Raw genomic sequence first — 18029 nt, forward strand, 5'->3', positions numbered from 1 at the left:
AACATCATTTATAATTCTTCATCCTGAGTGTTAGACTGAGAAAAACCATACTTATATCAGTCTAAATTATGTCGTATTTTCGTTTATTGTCTGTCGCAGGGCTCTTAGCATTACTCTCGTTTAGTGCACTATCAGCTCCACCCTCTTCATTTTCTAAAGCAAAGAAAGAAGCATTGAAGATCTATCAAGATCATCCAATTAGTTTTTATTGTGGTTGTGACATTGAATGGCAAGGCCGTAAAGGTACACCAGACTTACAAGCTTGTGGCTATCAAGTACGTAAACAAAAAACCCGCGCCAGCCGTATTGAATGGGAGCATGTGGTTCCTGCTTGGCAATTTGGTCACCAGCGTCAATGCTGGCAAAGTGGCGGGCGTAAAAATTGCACCAAGAATGATAGCGCTTTTCGTTCTATGGAAGCAGATCTACACAACTTAACCCCCGCTATCGGAGAAGTTAACGGTGATCGCTCAAACTACAATTTCAGTCAATGGAATGGAGTGGATGGTGAAACCTATGGTCGCTGTGAAATGCAGGTCAATTTCAAGCAACGTAAAGTCATGCCACCGGATAGAGCGCGCGGTTCGATTGCTCGTACCTACTTGTACATGAGCCAAGAATATGGTTTTCAACTATCAAAACAACAAACTCAGCTAATGCAGGCATGGAATCGCCAATATCCGGCAGATTCATGGGAATGTAAGCGTGACCAACGCATTGCTAAAGTACAAGGCAACCACAACCCATTTGTTCAAAAGCAATGTGGTTCATAATCCGTTGAAACGTTTAATCTTGATGGCTGAAACTCATTCTTGCCCCTTGTTTTTTCAGCTAAAAGCATCCATGTTAGTGGCTATTCAATGTCAGGCAGGAAGTTACCATGCGCATCCCTAGAATTTATCACCCGACCCCGATTTCGCAGCTCGGCACCATCGCGTTAAGTGATGACGCGGCTGGACATATTGGCCGAGTGTTACGCATGCAAGTTGGCCAAGAAGTGCTGCTATTTGATGGCAGTGGCGCTGAATTTCCAGCAACTATCAGCGAAGTGACGAAAAAAGGCGTGTTGGTCGAAGCAGCAGAACGCATAGAGAGTAGCTGTGAATCACCATTAAATTTACACCTTGGACAAGTCATCTCTCGTGGTGACAAAATGGAATTCACCATCCAAAAATCGGTTGAACTGGGGGTGAATACTATTACGCCACTGATTTCTGAACGTTGCGGCGTTAAACTTGATGCTAAACGATTCGAGAAAAAACTCGAACAGTGGCAGAAAATTGCGATCAGTGCCTGTGAGCAATGTGGCCGCAACACCGTTCCGGTGATTCGTCCTGTCATGCAGCTAGAAGCTTGGTGTGCAGAACAAAGTGATGCATTAAAACTTAACCTGCATCCACGAGCTAAATATTCAATTAACACCTTGCCAGAGCCTGTCACTAAAGTACGTTTATTGATTGGCCCTGAAGGCGGATTATCGGCACAAGAGATTCGCATGACGGAAGAATACCAATTTGAAGAAACCCTGTTAGGCCCACGCGTGCTTCGCACTGAAACGGCTGCCTTAACTGCAATTACTGCCCTTCAAGTTCGTTTCGGCGACCTTGGCTAACCGGAGAAAATCAATGATTAAACTTGGTATCGTAATGGATCCCATTGCATCCATTAATATTAAAAAAGATTCCAGCTTTGCCATGTTGCTTGAAGCACAGCGCCGTGGTTATGAAATCCACTATATGGAAATGAATGATCTACACTTAGATCAAGGCGTCGCAGTCGCCGATACAAAAATCGTCGAACTGAAAGAAGATCCAAATGGCTGGTATGAATTTAAATCACAACAAACCATTAAATTAGCCGAACTTGATACTGTATTGATGCGTAAAGATCCTCCGTTTGATACAGAGTACATCTACGCCACCTACATTTTAGAGCGCGCAGAAGACGAAGGCACTTTAATCGTTAACAAACCGCAAAGCTTACGTGACTGTAATGAAAAGCTATTTACTGCATGGTTCCCAGAACTGACACCAACCACAATTGTTACGCGTAAAGCTGAGAAAATTAAAGCCTTCCGCGAGCAGCATGGTGATATGATCTTAAAACCACTTGATGGAATGGGTGGCGCTTCAATATTCCGAGTCAAAGAAGGTGATCCTAACGTCTCGGTTATCATTGAAACATTGACCAACCACGGTCAAAACTACTGCATGGCGCAAACCTTCGTGCCAGACATCAGTAATGGCGACAAACGTATTTTGGTAGTTGATGGTGAACCAATGCCTTACTGCCTTGCTCGTATCCCAGCGAAAGGTGAAACACGCGGTAACCTAGCTGCAGGTGGTCGTGGTGAAGCTCGTCCACTGAGCGAAACCGATATTAAAATTGCACAGACAATCGCTCCAACACTGAAAGAAAAAGGCTTAATTTTTGTAGGTCTTGACGTTATTGGCGACAAGCTAACTGAGATAAATGTGACAAGCCCAACCTGTATTCGTGAGATTGAGGCGGCATTTGATATCTCAATTACCGGTAAGTTGATGGATGCTATCGAGCGTCGTATCAACAAGTAATGTTTAATAGGGTAAGTCATTACCCTATTACTCGCGGAAGGGTTGGAGGCAGTATGAATCTTACAAATCATTTTTTAGTCGCCATGCCAAGTATGCAAGATCCTTACTTTAAGCACAGTGTCATTTATATCTGTGAACATAATGAAGAAGGGGCGATGGGGCTAATGATCAATGCGCCGATAGATATCACTGTCGGGGGCATGTTAAAGCAGGTCAACATCGAACCAAGTTATCCGCAGATCCAAGTGGATAGCCTGAAAATGCCGGTCTTAAATGGTGGACCGGTTGCAGAAGATCGCGGTTTTATCTTGCATCGCCCAAAAGATCATTATGAGTCGAGTATTCGTATGAGTGATGACCTTGCTGTTACCACTTCGAAGGATATTCTATCCGTATTGGGTACTGATGCTGAACCAAGTAGCTATCTGGTTGCCTTGGGCTATTCAGGGTGGGAACCCGGTCAGCTCGAACTGGAACTTTCAGAAAATTCATGGCTGACCATTGAAGCTGATCCTGAGGTTATCTTTAATACGCCAATCCATGATAAATGGAGCCAAGCGATTAAAAAACTCGGCATCGACCCGATACAGCTGTCTGGCTTGGCTGGACACGCGTAAACCGATCAAGAACATAATTATGACTTCAAGAACCATTATGGCTTTTGACTTTGGCACCAAAAGTATTGGCAGTGCCATTGGTCAAGAGGTAACAGGAACGGCTTCACCGTTGAAGGCTTTTAAGGCCAATGACGGCATCCCTAATTGGGATGACATAGAAAAATTGATCAAAGAGTGGCAGCCCAACTTACTCGTAGTTGGGCTGCCTACTGATCTGCATGGCAAAGCACTAGAAACCATCACGCCGAGAGCGAAAAAATTTGCTCAACGTCTACAAGGTCGTTATGGCTTACCAGTTGAAATGCACGATGAACGCCTGTCGACCAGAGAAGCTCGCGCCGACTTATTTGAGATGGGTGGCTACAAAGCGCTTAGTAAAGGAAATGTTGACTGCCAATCGGCGGTCGTCATATTAGAGAGTTGGTTTGAGGCGCAGTGGGGCGAATAATCGCACCACTCACCAATACCTAATCCCAAACTAGTTTTGGGATTTTTCTTTTTACAACAGCTAAAAGTTAATCCATATCAATCTGAACATTATCTAATGAGCCGGATCCATAACGGTCACCGCGTTTGGTTTTGAGCATCAAACGTAAATCATTGGCTGAATCGGCACTATGAAGTGCGTCTTGCTCGCTGATCTTGCCATCAATCACTAGTTGGTAAAGCGCTTGATCAAATGTCTGCATGCCTACCTGTTGTGATTTCCCCATAGTGGCTTTCAGTTCGTGCAGTTCACCGCGGCGGATCAAATCAGAAACGCGCGGACTGTTGAGTAGGATCTCAAACACACCATGTCGCCCTTGTCCGTTTTTATCGCGGATCAACTGCTGGCCAATCACCCCTTTCAGGTTCATTGAAAGATCAAACAAAAGCTGATCTTTTTGCTCTTGAGGAACCAAATGAAGAATTCGCTCTAACGCTTGGTTGGCATTATTAGCATGTAACGTTGCCATGCATAAATGGCCCGTTTCAGCAAAGGTCATCGCATACTGCATGGTTTCTCGAGAACGTATTTCGCCAATCAAAATCATGTCAGGCGCCTGTCGAAGTGAATTCTTCAGCGCCACCTCGTAGCTTTCGGTATCTAACCCAACTTCACGCTGCGTGACGATGCATCGTTGATGCTCATGCACAAACTCGATCGGATCTTCCACCGTTAAAATATGCCCGCTTCGATGCGTATTGCGATACCCCGTCATCGCAGCCATCGTGGTCGATTTACCCGACCCCGTAGCCCCAACGACCAGAACCAAACCACGCTTTGCAATCGACAGATCCTGTAAAACTCCCGGTAACTTTAGGTCATCAAAGGTTGGAATATTGGTTTCAATACGACGGATCACCGCTCCCGGTAATTCACGTTGAAAAAAGGCGCTGACACGAAAACGCCCAAAATCACGCACAATCGCAAAGTTAGCTTCATGAGTGTGCTTAAACTCTTCACGGCGTTCGCTATCCATCATTGCATCGAGCAAATCAATCACTTGTGGTGTGGTTAGCTTTTCACCTTGCGCTCTCAATTCGCCATCAACTCGAAACAAAATCGGAGCACCAACCGTAATATAAAGATCCGATGCTTTTTGATTTAACATGCCCTCAAGGCATTGATTTAATTCCATGGGTTGTCTCTTAGAACGGGGATGAGTTCAATTCTAACTTTGTTTGCACTTCTTCAGCGTCAACTATACCTTGAGCAATGAGCTGCTTCGCATTTTGTTCCATGGTTTGCATCCCATGAGCCGCTCCAGTCTGAATAATGGAAAACATCTGAGCAACTTTGTCTTCACGAATCAAGTTACGAATGGCAGGCGTCCCCAACATAATTTCATGACAAGCAACTCGGCCACCACCAATTCTTTTTAGCAGTTTTTGCGCAATCACCGCACGTAATGACTCTGACAGCATAGAACGCACCATCTCTTTATCGCTGCCGGGAAACACATCAATAATTCGATCAATGGTTTTCGCCGCAGAGCTAGTGTGCAAAGTGCCAAACACTAAGTGGCCAGTTTCCGCCGCAGTTAACGCTAAGCTAATGGTTTCTTGGTCACGTAATTCACCGACCAAAATAACGTCTGGGTCTTCACGCAGAGCCGAGCGCAAAGCCGCTTTGAAACTGTGTGTATCGCGGTGTACTTCTCGTTGATTGACCAAACATTTATTGTTGCTATGCACAAATTCAATCGGATCTTCAATCGTCAAAATATGCTTGTTATGATGAGTATTAATGTAGTCAACCATCGCCGCTAGCGTGGTTGACTTACCTGACCCTGTTGGTCCAGTCACCAGTACCAAACCCTTTTCGTAGTTGGCAATTTTGCTGAAAATATCTGGCGTTTGCAGCTCTTCTAATGTCGGAATTGTGGTTGGAATTGTACGAAAAACAGCAGAGCAGCCGCGAGATTGATGAAACGCGTTGACACGAAAACGTCCGACATCAGGTAACTCAAACGAAAAATCGACTTCCAATTTCTCTTCAAATTCACTACGTTGAGCATCGTTCATGATCTCAAAAATCAAACGATGTACATCTGCATGAGTAAAAGCTGGCACTCCAAGCTTTCTTACTTCACCATCTATACGTACCATAGGTGGAACACCTGCAGAAAGATGCAGATCTGACGCGTTGTGCTTTACACTAAAATCCAGTAGCTCAGCGATATCCATTTAATTTCCTTAGTAAAGTCAGGCTATGAGTAGTATTCAACAAAACATTGAACAGATCACTTCACAAATTGAAAGTGCACAACAAAAGTGTGGACGCGCTCTAGATAGAGTGCAACTTTTAGCAGTCAGTAAAACCAAACCTGTCGAAGCCATTCTAGCAGCTGCGCAAGCTGGGCAGACTGCATTCGGGGAAAATTACGTGCAAGAAGGGGTCGATAAGGTGCAATACTTTGCTGCACAGCATCCTGAATTGGCCCTCGAATGGCACTTTATTGGCCCGATTCAATCCAATAAATCACGCTTAGTCGCTGAAAATTTTAGCTGGGTACACACGGTAGATAGAAACAAAATTGCCCAACGTTTAAATGACCAACGCCCATCAAGCATACCGCCACTACAGGTGTTAATTCAGGTAAACACTAGCGGTGAAAGCTCAAAATCAGGCATTTCTGAACAAGAAATATTTGAACTGGCAGAGTTGATATCCTCTCTACCCAACCTCACGTTAAGAGGGTTAATGTCAATACCTGAAAATGTGACAGACCATGCTTCTCAACTGGCAGCATTCCAAAAACTAGCCATGTTAAAAGCACAATTGTCCGAACGTTTTGCAGGGTTAGATACGTTATCGATGGGCATGAGTGGTGACATGGAAGCCGCGATCGAAGCAGGCAGCACCATGGTACGAATCGGTACCGCTATTTTTGGCGCACGCGACTACAGTCAATCGTAACAAGCGCACCAATCACAAGTTAGGAATCTTTTAATGGAACACAAAAATATCGCTTTTATCGGTGCGGGAAATATGGCGAAAGCCATCATTGCAGGCTTGGTTGCTAGTGGTTATCCGGCGAATAAAATCACCGCGACTGCACCATCAGAGACTCGACGTAAGCCACTTGAAGCCGATTATGGTATTCAGACTACTAGCGATAACTTGAGTGCAGCGCAACAAGCCGATGTCGTCGTGCTGTCGGTGAAACCACAACTGATGGCTAGCGTTTGTGAACCATTACAAGTGATCGATTTTTCAAACAAATTGGTTATCTCGATTGCCGCAGGGGTTTCAATTTCACGCCTAAACGAGATGCTAGCCTGCGATTTGAACATCGTGCGCGTTATGCCGAACACACCATCATTGGTCAATCGTGGTATGAGTGGCTTATTTGCAGCACCACGAGTTTCTATGCAAGATAAAACTTTTACCGCTGAGTTGATGCAAGCGGTTGGCGAAGTATGTTGGGTAGAACAAGAGTCGGGTATTAACGGAGTAATCGCCGCTGCAGGTAGTGCGCCAGCCTATTTTTTCTTGTTTATGGAAGCGATGCAAACCGAAGCCATCGCACAAGGTTTTGACCAAGCGACCGCTCGTTTGTTGGTTCAGCAAGCCGCGCTAGGTGCCGCAGAAATGGTGGTAGCGAATCAAGATATTGAGCTATCCACACTGCGTGAACAAGTGACCTCCAAAGGTGGCACTACCGCAGAAGCCATTCGTACTTTTAATGACCACCAGCTGTCAGATATTGTGGCAAAAGCGATGCAAGCAGCCGTCGCACGTGCACAAGAGATGGAAAAACAGTTTTAATCCTAGTGTCGTTTCACTAAGCTATAGCGCAAACGACACACTACTCGTATTAAGGGCCATTTATGAATTCAATGAGTTTTTTGATATCCACCCTGTTTGATCTGTATATCATGGTTGTGATCTTACGTATCTGGCTTCAAGCAGCGCGTGCGGATTTCTATAACCCATTCTCACAATTTATCGTTAAATCAACACAACCAGTTGTGGGACCACTGCGCCGCGCAATCCCATCGATTGGCAGTCTTGATTTAGCCACCGTGCTGTTTGCTTATGTACTATGCGTCCTTAAATTCGTCGCATTGATCTTAATCGCCTCGGGCGGTTCAGTTAGCTTCAGTGTGGACTTTTTATTCCTAGGCTTACTATCTTTGATTAAAGCGGCGGGCGGTTTACTGTTTTGGGTATTGTTGATCCGCGCTATTTTGAGCTGGGTTAGCCAAGGCCGTAGTCCAATTGAATACGTTTTCCATCAATTGACAGAACCAATGCTGGCGCCTATTCGCCGTATTTTACCTGCAATGGGTGGCTTTGATTTAAGCGTATTAGTGCTCTTTATTGGCCTTCAATTTGCCAACTTCCTGATGGGCGATCTGATTGGCCCAGTGTGGCACCAGTTGTAATGTCAGTTGCCGCTTGGCAAGAGGGCGACGATTTAATTCTCAAGCTCTACATTCAACCTAAAGCAAGCCGCGATAGCATCGTCGGCTTGCATGGTGAGGAGCTGAAAGTCGCCATCACTGCACCTCCGGTCGATGGTAAAGCTAATGCACATTTAACTAAGTTTTTGGCCAAACAATTTAAAGTGGCTAAAAGTTTAATAGAGATTGAAAAGGGAGAATTGGGCCGTCACAAACAAGTCAGAGTCCATTCACCACAAGTGATACCAACACCTATTGAAGCCATCTTGTGATGGCTTTTTATTTAGTAAACCTGCATGCATAAGGAGCAAACCATGCGCAAATGGATTATCGCCCTACTGATGGCAGTCCTCTCACTGCCCACTCTAGCCGAGCAGTTTAAGACCATTAAAAACGTGGAAGTGCACTACTCCGCCTTTAATTCCACCTTTTTGACACCGCAAGTGGCGCGCAGCTACCAGCTCAAACGTAATGGCTATTCCGCAATTTTAAACATCAGCGTACTGGATAACTCATCATTAGGTAAACCTGCGGTCGAAGCGAAAATTACCGGTTACGCCAAAAACCTCATTGGTAATTTACGTGAGCTAGAATTTAAACAAGTAAAAGAGGGAGATGCAATCTACTACATTGCTCAATTCCCGATCACCAATGAAGAAAATTTGAGTTTCGATATTGATGTTAATACTGGCTTAAAAGGGGCTGGCAAACTTAAATTTTCCCAAAAATTTTATGTCGAAGAATAAAGAGAAACATTGAAGATGAAAAAAATAGTCTTAGCCACCGGCAACCAAGGCAAAGTGCGTGAAATGGCCGATCTCCTCTCTGATTTTGGCTTTGATGTGGTTGCGCAAAGCGAATTCAATGTGTCTGAAGTAGCCGAAACTGGCACCACTTTTATTGAAAATGCGATCATCAAAGCACGTCATGCCGCTAAAGAAACAGGCTTACCTGCGATCGCTGATGATTCAGGCTTAGAAGTTGATTACCTACAAGGTGCTCCGGGCATTTATTCGGCTCGCTACGCCGGTGAGAAAGCAAGCGACCAACAAAACTTAGAGAAACTATTAGCAGCAATGGATGGTGTGCCAGATGAACAACGCAACGCACGTTTTCATTGTGTTTTGGTTTTAATGCGCCACGAAAACGACCCAACACCTTTAGTTTGCCATGGCAAATGGGAAGGACGAATTCTCCATCAAGCACATGGCAGCAATGGTTTTGGCTATGACCCAATCTTCTTTGTACCGGAAGACAACTGTGCCTCAGCGGAACTAGATCCTGTGCGTAAAAAGCAGTTATCACATCGCGGCAAAGCACTGCAAAAGCTATTTCAAGCCATCAATGAGCAAAAATAATAATGCTGCAACCACCCGCACTTAGCTTGTATGTACACATCCCTTGGTGTGTACAAAAATGCCCATATTGTGACTTTAACTCACACGCGCTGAAACATGATATTCCCGAGCGTGAATACATTGATGCGCTACTGGAAGATCTCGATACCGACATCGCCAAATATCAACTGGCTGACACCCCTCGCCCACTGCATTCTATTTTTATTGGTGGTGGTACACCAAGCCTGTTTTCCGCACAAGGTATTGCCCGCTTATTGCAAGGCATTGAAGCACGAATCGCGTTTAAGCCTGATATTGAAATCACAATGGAAGCGAACCCTGGCACGGTAGAAGCCGAGCGCTTTGTCGGTTACCGACAAGCTGGTGTGACCCGAATATCGATTGGTGTACAAAGCTTTGAGCAACAAAAACTTGAGCGCCTAGGTCGTATCCATGGTCAGCAAGAAGCCGTCAATGCCGCCCACTTAGCTCATCAAATTGGGCTCAATAGCTTTAACCTTGACTTGATGCATGGTTTGCCGGATCAAAGCACTGAACAAGCACTAGCAGATTTAGACAAAGCGATAGAGCTTAACCCTCCGCACTTATCGTGGTATCAGCTAACCATTGAACCCAATACCATGTTCTACTTCAAACCACCGACACTACCTGACGATGATGCACTGTGGGATATTTTTGAATTAGGTCATCAAAAATTGGCGGCAGCTGGGTACGTACAATATGAAATTTCAGGCTACAGCAAGCCCGGCTATCAATGTCAGCACAACCTCAATTACTGGCGCTTTGGTGACTACCTCGGTATTGGCTGTGGTGCTCACGGTAAACTGAGTTTTGCTGATGGTCGAATTGTACGCACCACCAAGGTCAAACACCCTCGCGGCTATCTCAACTTACTTAAACCTTATCTGGATGGTGAAATGGAAGTGGCTGACAGTGATCGCCCATTCGAATTTTTCATGAACCGTTTTCGACTGATGGAGCCTTGCCCAAAACAGGATTTTGTCGAAACCACAGGCTTAAGTTTAGATGTCATCAAGCCGACCATTGATTGGGCACTGGCAGAGCAATATTTAAGTGAAAACGCGACACACTGGCAGATCACCGAGAAAGGAAAATTGTTCCTCAATGATTTGTTAGAAGCCTTTATGGCTGATGAAGAGTAACGCTAAGACGCCTCTTATAGAGGGGCGTCATTAATGTATAAAACGGTTTGCAAACGAAAACAATGTATTAAAAGATAGAGCGGCCAATGCGTTCTGCTAATAACTCTAATGCTTTTGTCCCAGCCAGAGAGTTTCCCGAAGGATCGAGCTCTGGAGACCATACAGCAATCGTCATTTCCCCCGGGACAATGGCAACAATACCACCGCCTACGCCAGACTTGCCCGGCATACCCACTCGATAAGCAAACTCTCCCGCTCCATCGTACAAACCACATGTGGCTAGTAGTGCATTAATTTGCTTGCTTTGAGTGGTCGTCACAATCGCTTCCCCCGTCTGTACCGAAACACCTTTATTGGCCAGGTAGCTAAAAGTTTTCGCCAACTGGACACAACTCATTTTCAGTGCACAAGCGTGAAAATAGTTATGAAGAACCGGAATAACCTCGTTGTGAAAATTACCAAAAGAGCGCATCAGGTAGGCTATCGCGGCATTACGGTCACTGTGCATCATTTCAGAGGCAGCCACCACTTTGTCGTACACGATACTCTCTTCACCGGATAGCTGGCGCACAAATTCAAGCAAACGTTGTCGAGGCGCAGACAAGCGACTATGCAGCATATCAGCTACCACTATTGCTCCCGCATTGATAAAAGGGTTACGAGGAATACCCTGTTCCATTTCAAGCTGAATCATCGAATTAAATGCTTGGCCTGAGGGCTCTTTGCCAACACGTATCCATAACTCTTCTGGCTTATACAACATCATCGCCAGTGTTAAACTCAGTGCTTTTGAAATCGATTGAATCGAAAAACCTTGGTCTGCATCTCCCGCTTTAATCACTTCGCCTTGGTTGGTATAAACCGCAATCGCCAGTTTTTGATTCGAAACTTTCGCCAACGCAGGAATATAATTGGCGACCTTGCCGTGACCGATAAGAGGGCGAACTTCATCCAAGATGTCCGTAAGTATTGCTTGTGTCGGTTTCATTGATGACCTTACCTTCGGTGAGAAATGTACTTTCTCTATTTTTATAATGGTGATGTTTTGTAGGGCGCTAAGGCCGAAAAAGCCAACATTACTATAATGTTGGCTTTTATTTAATCGTTTATTATAGCGAGCATGCTTAGCGGTAATGGATAACGACTAAACGCACTTCATTTGTAGTAGTGATACAAACACGCCTTATGCAATACGCTTGTATTTAATATCCCACACGCCATGACCTAAACGGTGGCCACGCGCTTCAAACTTGGTCAATGGTCGTTCATCTGGGCGAGGAATATAGTCACCATCGGTTGCAATATTGGTAAAACCTGGCGCTTGGTTCATTATCTCAATCATATGCTCAGCATAATTTTCCCAGTCTGTCGCCATATGGAAGATACCTTCTTCCATTTTTAGTTTTTGACGTACCATTTCAGCAAATTCTAACTGTACGATACGGCGTTTATGGTGGCGCTTTTTATGCCAAGGGTCTGGGAAGAACAGTTGCAAAGTATGCAGGCTGCTCGCTGGGATCATGTGCTCAAAAACTTCAACCGCATCATGACACATTACACGTAAGTTAGTGACACCCGCTTCGCGCGCAGAAGCTAAACACGCCCCAACACCAGGACTGTGTACTTCAATACCAAAGAAATTTTTCTCAGGTGCATTTTTAGCCATTTCAACTAATGAGGCACCCATACCAAAACCAATCTCCAACACTACTGGATTGTCATTGCCAAAAACAGCGCTCCAATCAAGTAATTGTGGCTGGTAATCAATACCCATTGTTGGCCAACATTCATTCATCGCAGCTTCTTGGCCTTTAGTTAATCGACCTTCACGACGAACAAAACTACGGATTCTGCGTAGGATCTTGCCTTCTTCGGTGTATTCGTTGGTGGTTACTTCACTCATTGATCTTGCCTGCACATTGATTAATCAAAGCGGGGATTATCCAAAGAATCATTCTCGGTGCAAGTGTTATCGAAATAAACTTGCTGGATAAACCCACACTGTTTGTCGGTTTTACAACTCATCATTTATGTGGTGCAATTTTGCCCCACTAAAACTATAAACTAAAGAGCACGTCGTGACACCTTTCGCTAAAGCCATTTTAAAATGGTATGACGCCTATGGGCGCAAACATTTACCATGGCAACAGAATAAAACCGCTTACAGCGTTTGGCTGTCTGAAATTATGTTGCAGCAAACCCAAGTAACCACGGTGATCCCCTATTTCGAACGCTTTATGCAACGTTTTCCAACCGTGGTTGACTTAGCCAACGCCGAGCAAGACGAAGTTTTGCATCTGTGGACAGGGCTTGGTTATTACGCGCGCGCACGTAACCTTCACAAAGCGGCTCAAATTGTTGCGAGTGAATATGGCGGAGAGTTTCCCCTTAATATAGAGCAAATGAATGCTCTACCGGGTATTGGCCGCTCTACAGCGGCTGCGGTACTCTCTTCGGTTTATAAGCAGCCACACGCTATTTTAGATGGCAATGTAAAACGCACATTAGCGCGCTGTTTTGCTGTAGAAGGCTGGCCGGGACAGAAAAAAGTCGAAAATTTATTGTGGCAATACGCCGAAACCAATACACCCAGTCAAGATGTCGATAGCTACAACCAAGCTATGATGGACATGGGATCCATGGTTTGTACTCGTAGTAAACCGAAGTGCACGCTCTGCCCTGTTGAATCCTTTTGTATCGCCAATAAACAGGGTAACCCTCTCGATTACCCGGGTAAAAAACCCAAAACAGAAAAACCAACCAAGCAAACTTGGTTCATCATGATCCATCATAATAATCAGGTTTGGTTAGAACAGCGTCCTCAAAGCGGTATTTGGGGGGGGTTATTTTGCTTTCCAGAAAACCCTAATAGCGCGATTGAAGATCAACTTGATCACAGGGCAATAAAAGAAAGTACCGTGCGTTCAATTCGTCCTTTGATCGCATTTCGTCATACTTTTAGCCACTACCACTTAGACATTACGCCAATATTGGTTGAACTGTCTCAACAACCCAATATCATCATGGAAGGAAGCAAAGGTCTTTGGTATAACTTATCGCAACCAGAACAAATCGGCTTAGCTGCCCCTGTAAAGCGGCTATTAGAAAGCCTTTCATTTGAAATTAACCCTTAAAAACTTAAGAGGAAGTCATTATGAGCCGCACTGTATTTTGTGCTCGACTAAATAAAGAAGCCGACGGTTTGGATTTTCAACTTTACCCTGGTGAATTGGGTAAACGTATTTTTGATAACATATCAAAAGAAGCATGGGCGCAATGGCAGCATAAACAAACCATGCTAATCAACGAGAAAAAACTCAATATGATGGATGCAGAACATCGTAAGTTGCTCGAAACCGAGATGACCAATTTCCTATTTGAAGGAAAAGAAGTTCACATTGAAGGCTATACGCCTCCAAGCCAATAAAAGTAACCTTATTTATTTCAAGGATAATCAATGACATCATAGTCAACGCTCTGATGTCATTTTTGTATTGGGAACCTAATGAGAAAGCTGACTTACTTTTTTATTGCAATGCTGCTGGCGGGTTGCAGCCGAGAATTCATAGAACGTATTTACAACGTCGACTATGAACCCACCAACCGCTTTGCGAAAAACCTAGCGCAATTACCCGGGCAGTTTGTCAAAGATACCGCAGCTTTAGATGCATTAATTAGCAGTTTCTCCGGTAACATCGAAAAACGCTGGGGTAGCAAAGAAATTAAAGTTGCAGGTAAAAGTAACTATGTAAAATACATCGATAATTACCTTAGCCGCTCTGAAGTTAACTTTTCTGATGGCACCATTATTGTCGAAACCGTATCCCCGACCGATCCCAAAAAGCATCTGCGTAATGCCATTATCACCACCTTATTGACGCCTGATGATCCTGCCCAAGTTGACCTTTTTTCATCACAAGATATTGAACTAAAAGGCCAGCCATTTTTGTACAACCAAGTTCTGGATCAAGACAAACAGCCAATTCAATGGTCTTGGCGTGCTAATCGATACGCTGATTATCTGATTGAAAATCAATTAAAAACGAAAAATGTAGATTTCAAAAAAGCCTATTACGTGCAAATTCCGATGGTGGTCGACCACGCATCAAAGCGTAGCTACAAGTACGCGGATATTGTGCATCGAGCATCAAAGAAATATGACATCCCAGAAGATCTGATCTACGCGATCATCAAAACAGAAAGTAGTTTTAACCCTTACGCCGTCAGTTGGGCCAATGCTTACGGCTTAATGCAAGTAGTACCTAAAACAGCAGGCCGAGATGTCTTTTCTTTGGTGAAAAAGAAACCAGGTGAACCTAGCCCTGAGTACCTATTTAACCCAGAAAATAATATTGATACTGGCACAGCCTATTTTTATATCCTCAAAAATCGCTACCTGAAGGACGTAAAGCACCCAGCATCTCTCGAATACAGTATGATTTCGGCTTATAACGGCGGCACTGGTGGAGTTCTCAACACCTTCAATAAAGACAGAAAACGGGCCATGAATAACTTAAATTCACTGCAACCCAACCAAGTTTACTGGGCGCTCACTAAAAAACATCCCAATTCAGAATCAAGAAGATACTTAGAAAAAGTAACAAAGTTTAAAAAGGAATTTAACACCAGTGGCTAGTAAAGGTGTTTTTGTCTAAATTCTCAGCAAATAAACAATTTTTTGAAAATATTTAAAAAAAGCAGTTGACGATTGAGAGGAAAATCCGTTTAATAGCGCTCCGTTGCCCGGATAGCTCAGTCGGTAGAGCAGAGGATTGAAAATCCTCGTGTCGGTGGTTCGATTCCGCCTCCGGGCACCACAAATTAAATTGTTGGTGCTTAACTTAAGTAACAGCAAGCAATAAATAAAGTGTGCCGACTTAGCTCAGTAGGTAGAGCAACTGACTTGTAATCAGTAGGTCACCAGTTCGACTCCGGTAGTCGGCACCATTTATTGCCTCGATAGCTCAGTCGGTAGAGCAGAGGATTGAAAATCCTCGTGTCGGTGGTTCGATTCCGCCTCGAGGCACCATTATTTGGAGCAAGTGTTTAATAAAGACATTTGCACAAGAATAATTCCCCCTTAGTTCAGTCGGTAGAACGGCGGACTGTTAATCCGTATGTCGCAAGTTCAAGTCTTGCAGGGGGAGCCACTTTAAAAGCCAAGTCGCAAGACTTGGCTTTTTTGTATCTATAGATTTCATCCCATCATATATCCACCATCCATATTATCGCCCCCCTTCATTGAATAGCGACAAAACAAACCCAAGTCGGTGATGATGTTTTTATACCCTTCTTACTTGAAGTTGTTTGGGTATAAGCGACTTAATATGATCGAAGAAAGTGGTGTACAACTTAGCCAGGTGGTTACTGAAAGTCACAATAGTACCCAAACTTTGACCTCACTCTCTAATGAACTCGAACTGTGGGTGAATAAATTCACCATAAAAAACTAGCACTCTGTATTACAGCAATAGCTCAACACACATCATCAAATTCAACAAAAGCATGTTTTCGACGTGCTTTTGTTTTTTCTCCTTTTAATTAAATGGCCTTATTTCATTATCAGATATCCATTTCCCTACATAATCCACTACCATTTATTAACCTAAATGGGCAAAAACGAGTCACTAAGTATAGAAAAGCAACAAACGACATTTTTTTTGCATTTTAGTGTTGACGTTAAATGCGAAAAACCTTTTAATACACCCCGTCGCCCGGATAGCTCAGTCGGTAGAGCAGAGGATTGAAAATCCTCGTGTCGGTGGTTCGATTCCGCCTCCGGGCACCACAGTTTCTAAATTGTTGGTGCTAAGCACAGACAATAAAATTAAAGAAAATATGTGCCGACTTAGCTCAGTAGGTAGAGCAACTGACTTGTAATCAGTAGGTCACCAGTTCGACTCCGGTAGTCGGCACCATTCTTTAAAACCTGCTCCCCCTTAGTTCAGTCGGTAGAACGGCGGACTGTTAATCCGTATGTCGCAAGTTCAAGTCTTGCAGGGGGAGCCACTTTTCATCAATGAGCCATAGCTTATTGATTCGGAGCCGACTTAGCTCAGTAGGTAGAGCAACTGACTTGTAATCAGTAGGTCACCAGTTCGATTCCGGTAGTCGGCACCATCCTCTTGATGAGAGATAAAAGCATCAATTCCCCCTTAGTTCAGTCGGTAGAACGGCGGACTGTTAATCCGTATGTCGCAAGTTCAAGTCTTGCAGGGGGAGCCACCTTTCAAAGCCAAGTCGAATGACTTGGCTTTTTTCATATCTGAATCATAAAAAAGAGCCAGTATCGACTGGCTCTTAAATCTACGACTCAAACCGAGTTTATACCAATTGTAATAAATAACTGGTCATCCTAGCTTGTTAAAACACTCGCTAACTGCGTTAGAATTTTGATTACAAAACAACGGTTACCGAAAAATCTCGCCTTGTTATCAAGCATTTTCCTTACGCTATTTCTGAACACTTACGTAATTGGTACTATTTGAAGCCTTTCACTTTTTTGATTAGGTCATAAGCATTTTGGATTTGTTGTGATTTTTCTTTCGCAACATTCATCATTTCTGGTGGTAAGCCTTTGGCCATTAGTTTATCTGGATGGTGCTCGTTCATCAGCTTGCGATAGGCTCGCTTAATTTCTTTGGAATCCGCAGTGTCGTCCACCCCCAAAACATCATAAGCGTCTGACAAGCGATCGCCTTGTGAAGCTTGCTGCCATGAACCTGATTGTTGCTGCCCTTGGTGTCCACCAAAACTACCACCATTTTGTTGAAAGCGGAAAGCCGCTTCTTGCATACGTAAACGTTGCTCTAATTGTGCTGAAGAAAAGCCCAAACCATTGGCTATTTTGTGCAGTACACTACGTTCACTCGGATGCAGAGAACCATCAGCAAACGCTGCGGATATTTGCAGTTCAAGGAAAAACTGCATCAAATCAAAACGGCCACCGGTTGATAAGCGCACTCGCTCAAGTACCTCATCAAGAGGAAAGTGTGGCTCTTTACCATCACGAAATGCTGCTTGTGCTGCGGCTCTTTGCTCACCATGCAGATTCATTCGTTCCATCATCGTTGTGGCGAGTTGAATCTCTTCTTTGGTTACCTGCCCTTTGGCTTTGGCTACATGCCCCATTACCGCAAATGCAGCTTTGAAAAACTCTTCTTGTCGCTCACTTTGGCTTGGACCAGAGCCAAATGCGCCAGTTTTAAAACCCGCTTGATTTAAGCGGCGAGCCTTATCAAATTGATGCCCGAGGAATAAACCAAACACTGCGCCAAACGGCCCGCCAAACAAGAAGCCAAAAAAAGCGCCAAGAATTTTGCCAAAAATATGCATTATGTGCTCTCAATCTATGAATTTTTTAGTAGTGAAGCTGTCTGATAGTGCCTGGAGCTTCAATTTCCTTTATGATAGGAAACGTTTTAT

20 protein-coding genes and 9 tRNA genes are annotated in these 18029 nt (G+C 44.1%); 24 read left to right on the plus strand and 5 right to left on the minus strand.

Annotated elements, in window-relative coordinates:
• Nucleotides 1-68 precede the first annotated feature (68 nt).
• The 5 genes from AACW06_RS06175 (at nt 69) to ruvX (ending at nt 3638) form a co-directional block, all read left to right on the plus strand.
• Nucleotides 69-773, plus strand: a complete 705-nt coding sequence (locus AACW06_RS06175; RefSeq protein ID WP_192074435.1) for an endonuclease — start codon at nt 69-71, stop codon at nt 771-773.
• A 107-nt stretch (nt 774-880) separates the two neighbouring features.
• Entirely contained in the window at nt 881-1612 is a 732-nt protein-coding gene (rsmE, locus tag AACW06_RS06180; protein WP_192074436.1) for a 16S rRNA (uracil(1498)-N(3))-methyltransferase, read from the plus strand.
• Between the two features lie 13 nt (nt 1613-1625).
• The gene (gene gshB / locus AACW06_RS06185; protein WP_192074437.1) at nt 1626-2573 is read left to right on the plus strand and encodes a glutathione synthase; all 948 of its coding nucleotides are present in this window, start codon (nt 1626-1628) and stop codon (nt 2571-2573) included.
• Between the two features lie 53 nt (nt 2574-2626).
• Complete coding sequence (locus AACW06_RS06190) at nt 2627-3190, plus strand: YqgE/AlgH family protein (RefSeq protein ID WP_053308734.1); 564 nt, start codon at nt 2627-2629, stop codon at nt 3188-3190.
• Between the two features lie 19 nt (nt 3191-3209).
• Entirely contained in the window at nt 3210-3638 is a 429-nt protein-coding gene (gene ruvX / locus AACW06_RS06195) for a Holliday junction resolvase RuvX (RefSeq protein ID WP_053308735.1), read from the plus strand.
• A gap of 67 nt (nt 3639-3705) precedes the next feature.
• Here the strand turns inward: ruvX and AACW06_RS06200 are convergent, their stop codons facing one another.
• A complete protein-coding gene (locus AACW06_RS06200; RefSeq protein ID WP_053308736.1) occupies nt 3706-4812 on the minus strand; it encodes a PilT/PilU family type 4a pilus ATPase in 1107 nt (368 codons plus the stop codon).
• A gap of 10 nt (nt 4813-4822) precedes the next feature.
• Nucleotides 4823-5860 carry a type IV pilus twitching motility protein PilT gene (locus AACW06_RS06205; RefSeq protein ID WP_053308737.1) on the minus strand — a complete coding sequence of 346 codons (1038 nt, stop codon included), beginning with the start codon at nt 5858-5860 and terminating at the stop codon, nt 4823-4825.
• A gap of 25 nt (nt 5861-5885) precedes the next feature.
• On the opposite strand from AACW06_RS06205, the gene AACW06_RS06210 reads away from it, so the two are divergent.
• The 7 genes from AACW06_RS06210 to hemW all read left to right on the plus strand — a co-directional run bounded on the left by AACW06_RS06210 (nt 5886) and on the right by hemW (nt 10604).
• On the plus strand, nt 5886-6593 hold the full coding sequence (locus AACW06_RS06210; protein ID WP_192074438.1) for a YggS family pyridoxal phosphate-dependent enzyme: 708 nt from the start codon (nt 5886-5888) through the stop codon (nt 6591-6593).
• 33 nt (nt 6594-6626) lie between these two features.
• Nucleotides 6627-7445: a pyrroline-5-carboxylate reductase gene (gene proC / locus AACW06_RS06215; RefSeq protein WP_192074439.1), complete on the plus strand. Its 819-nt coding sequence runs from the start codon at nt 6627-6629 to the stop codon at nt 7443-7445.
• A gap of 62 nt (nt 7446-7507) precedes the next feature.
• The gene (locus tag AACW06_RS06220) at nt 7508-8065 is read left to right on the plus strand and encodes a YggT family protein (protein ID WP_053308740.1); all 558 of its coding nucleotides are present in this window, start codon (nt 7508-7510) and stop codon (nt 8063-8065) included.
• The gene (gene yggU, locus AACW06_RS06225; protein WP_192074440.1) at nt 8065-8355 is read left to right on the plus strand and encodes a DUF167 family protein YggU; all 291 of its coding nucleotides are present in this window, start codon (nt 8065-8067) and stop codon (nt 8353-8355) included. The genes AACW06_RS06220 and yggU overlap by 1 nt, the downstream gene beginning before the upstream one ends.
• 42 nt (nt 8356-8397) lie before the next feature.
• Nucleotides 8398-8829 carry a DUF4426 domain-containing protein gene (locus AACW06_RS06230; RefSeq protein WP_168523454.1) on the plus strand — a complete coding sequence of 144 codons (432 nt, stop codon included), beginning with the start codon at nt 8398-8400 and terminating at the stop codon, nt 8827-8829.
• Between the two features lie 15 nt (nt 8830-8844).
• Complete coding sequence (locus AACW06_RS06235) at nt 8845-9441, plus strand: XTP/dITP diphosphatase (RefSeq protein ID WP_176245840.1); 597 nt, start codon at nt 8845-8847, stop codon at nt 9439-9441.
• A 2-nt stretch (nt 9442-9443) separates the two neighbouring features.
• Nucleotides 9444-10604 (plus strand): radical SAM family heme chaperone HemW, encoded by a 1161-nt coding sequence (gene hemW, locus AACW06_RS06240; protein WP_192074441.1) that lies wholly within the window; start codon nt 9444-9446, stop codon nt 10602-10604.
• Nucleotides 10605-10671: 67 nt separating this feature from the next.
• Here hemW and glsB read toward each other — a convergent pair whose 3' ends face one another.
• Both glsB and trmB read right to left on the minus strand, forming a co-directional pair.
• Complete coding sequence (glsB, locus tag AACW06_RS06245) at nt 10672-11592, minus strand: glutaminase B (RefSeq protein ID WP_192074442.1); 921 nt, start codon at nt 11590-11592, stop codon at nt 10672-10674.
• Between the two features lie 195 nt (nt 11593-11787).
• Complete coding sequence (trmB, locus tag AACW06_RS06250; protein ID WP_192074443.1) at nt 11788-12507, minus strand: tRNA (guanosine(46)-N7)-methyltransferase TrmB; 720 nt, start codon at nt 12505-12507, stop codon at nt 11788-11790.
• Between the two features lie 175 nt (nt 12508-12682).
• Here trmB and mutY point away from each other — a divergent pair, with 175 nt between their 5' ends.
• From mutY to AACW06_RS06310, 12 genes are all read left to right on the plus strand, one after another.
• Nucleotides 12683-13738 (plus strand): A/G-specific adenine glycosylase, encoded by a 1056-nt coding sequence (gene mutY, locus AACW06_RS06255; RefSeq protein WP_192074444.1) that lies wholly within the window; start codon nt 12683-12685, stop codon nt 13736-13738.
• A gap of 20 nt (nt 13739-13758) precedes the next feature.
• Complete coding sequence (locus tag AACW06_RS06260; RefSeq protein ID WP_192074445.1) at nt 13759-14031, plus strand: oxidative damage protection protein; 273 nt, start codon at nt 13759-13761, stop codon at nt 14029-14031.
• A 78-nt stretch (nt 14032-14109) separates the two neighbouring features.
• On the plus strand, nt 14110-15240 hold the full coding sequence (mltC, locus tag AACW06_RS06265; protein ID WP_192074446.1) for a membrane-bound lytic murein transglycosylase MltC: 1131 nt from the start codon (nt 14110-14112) through the stop codon (nt 15238-15240).
• Between the two features lie 105 nt (nt 15241-15345).
• Nucleotides 15346-15421 (plus strand) — tRNA-Phe (locus tag AACW06_RS06270).
• A 54-nt stretch (nt 15422-15475) separates the two neighbouring features.
• Nucleotides 15476-15551, plus strand: a tRNA-Thr gene (locus AACW06_RS06275).
• A gap of 6 nt (nt 15552-15557) precedes the next feature.
• Nucleotides 15558-15633 (plus strand) — tRNA-Phe (locus tag AACW06_RS06280).
• Nucleotides 15634-15678: 45 nt separating this feature from the next.
• A tRNA-Asn gene (locus tag AACW06_RS06285) sits at nt 15679-15754 on the plus strand.
• A 562-nt stretch (nt 15755-16316) separates the two neighbouring features.
• Nucleotides 16317-16392, plus strand: a tRNA-Phe gene (locus tag AACW06_RS06290).
• 54 nt (nt 16393-16446) lie between these two features.
• A tRNA-Thr gene (locus AACW06_RS06295) sits at nt 16447-16522 on the plus strand.
• A 15-nt stretch (nt 16523-16537) separates the two neighbouring features.
• Nucleotides 16538-16613 (plus strand) — tRNA-Asn (locus AACW06_RS06300).
• Between the two features lie 35 nt (nt 16614-16648).
• Nucleotides 16649-16724, plus strand: a tRNA-Thr gene (locus tag AACW06_RS06305).
• A gap of 29 nt (nt 16725-16753) precedes the next feature.
• Nucleotides 16754-16829 (plus strand) — tRNA-Asn (locus AACW06_RS06310).
• Between the two features lie 255 nt (nt 16830-17084).
• Here the strand turns inward: AACW06_RS06310 and djlA are convergent.
• Nucleotides 17085-17939 (minus strand): co-chaperone DjlA, encoded by an 855-nt coding sequence (gene djlA, locus AACW06_RS06315; RefSeq protein ID WP_192074447.1) that lies wholly within the window; start codon nt 17937-17939, stop codon nt 17085-17087.
• Between the last annotated feature and the right edge of the window lie 90 nt (nt 17940-18029).

It is taken from the genome of Vibrio sp. S12_S33, assembly GCF_963889785.1.
In the GTDB taxonomy this organism is placed as follows: domain Bacteria; phylum Pseudomonadota; class Gammaproteobacteria; order Enterobacterales; family Vibrionaceae; genus Vibrio; species Vibrio aestuarianus.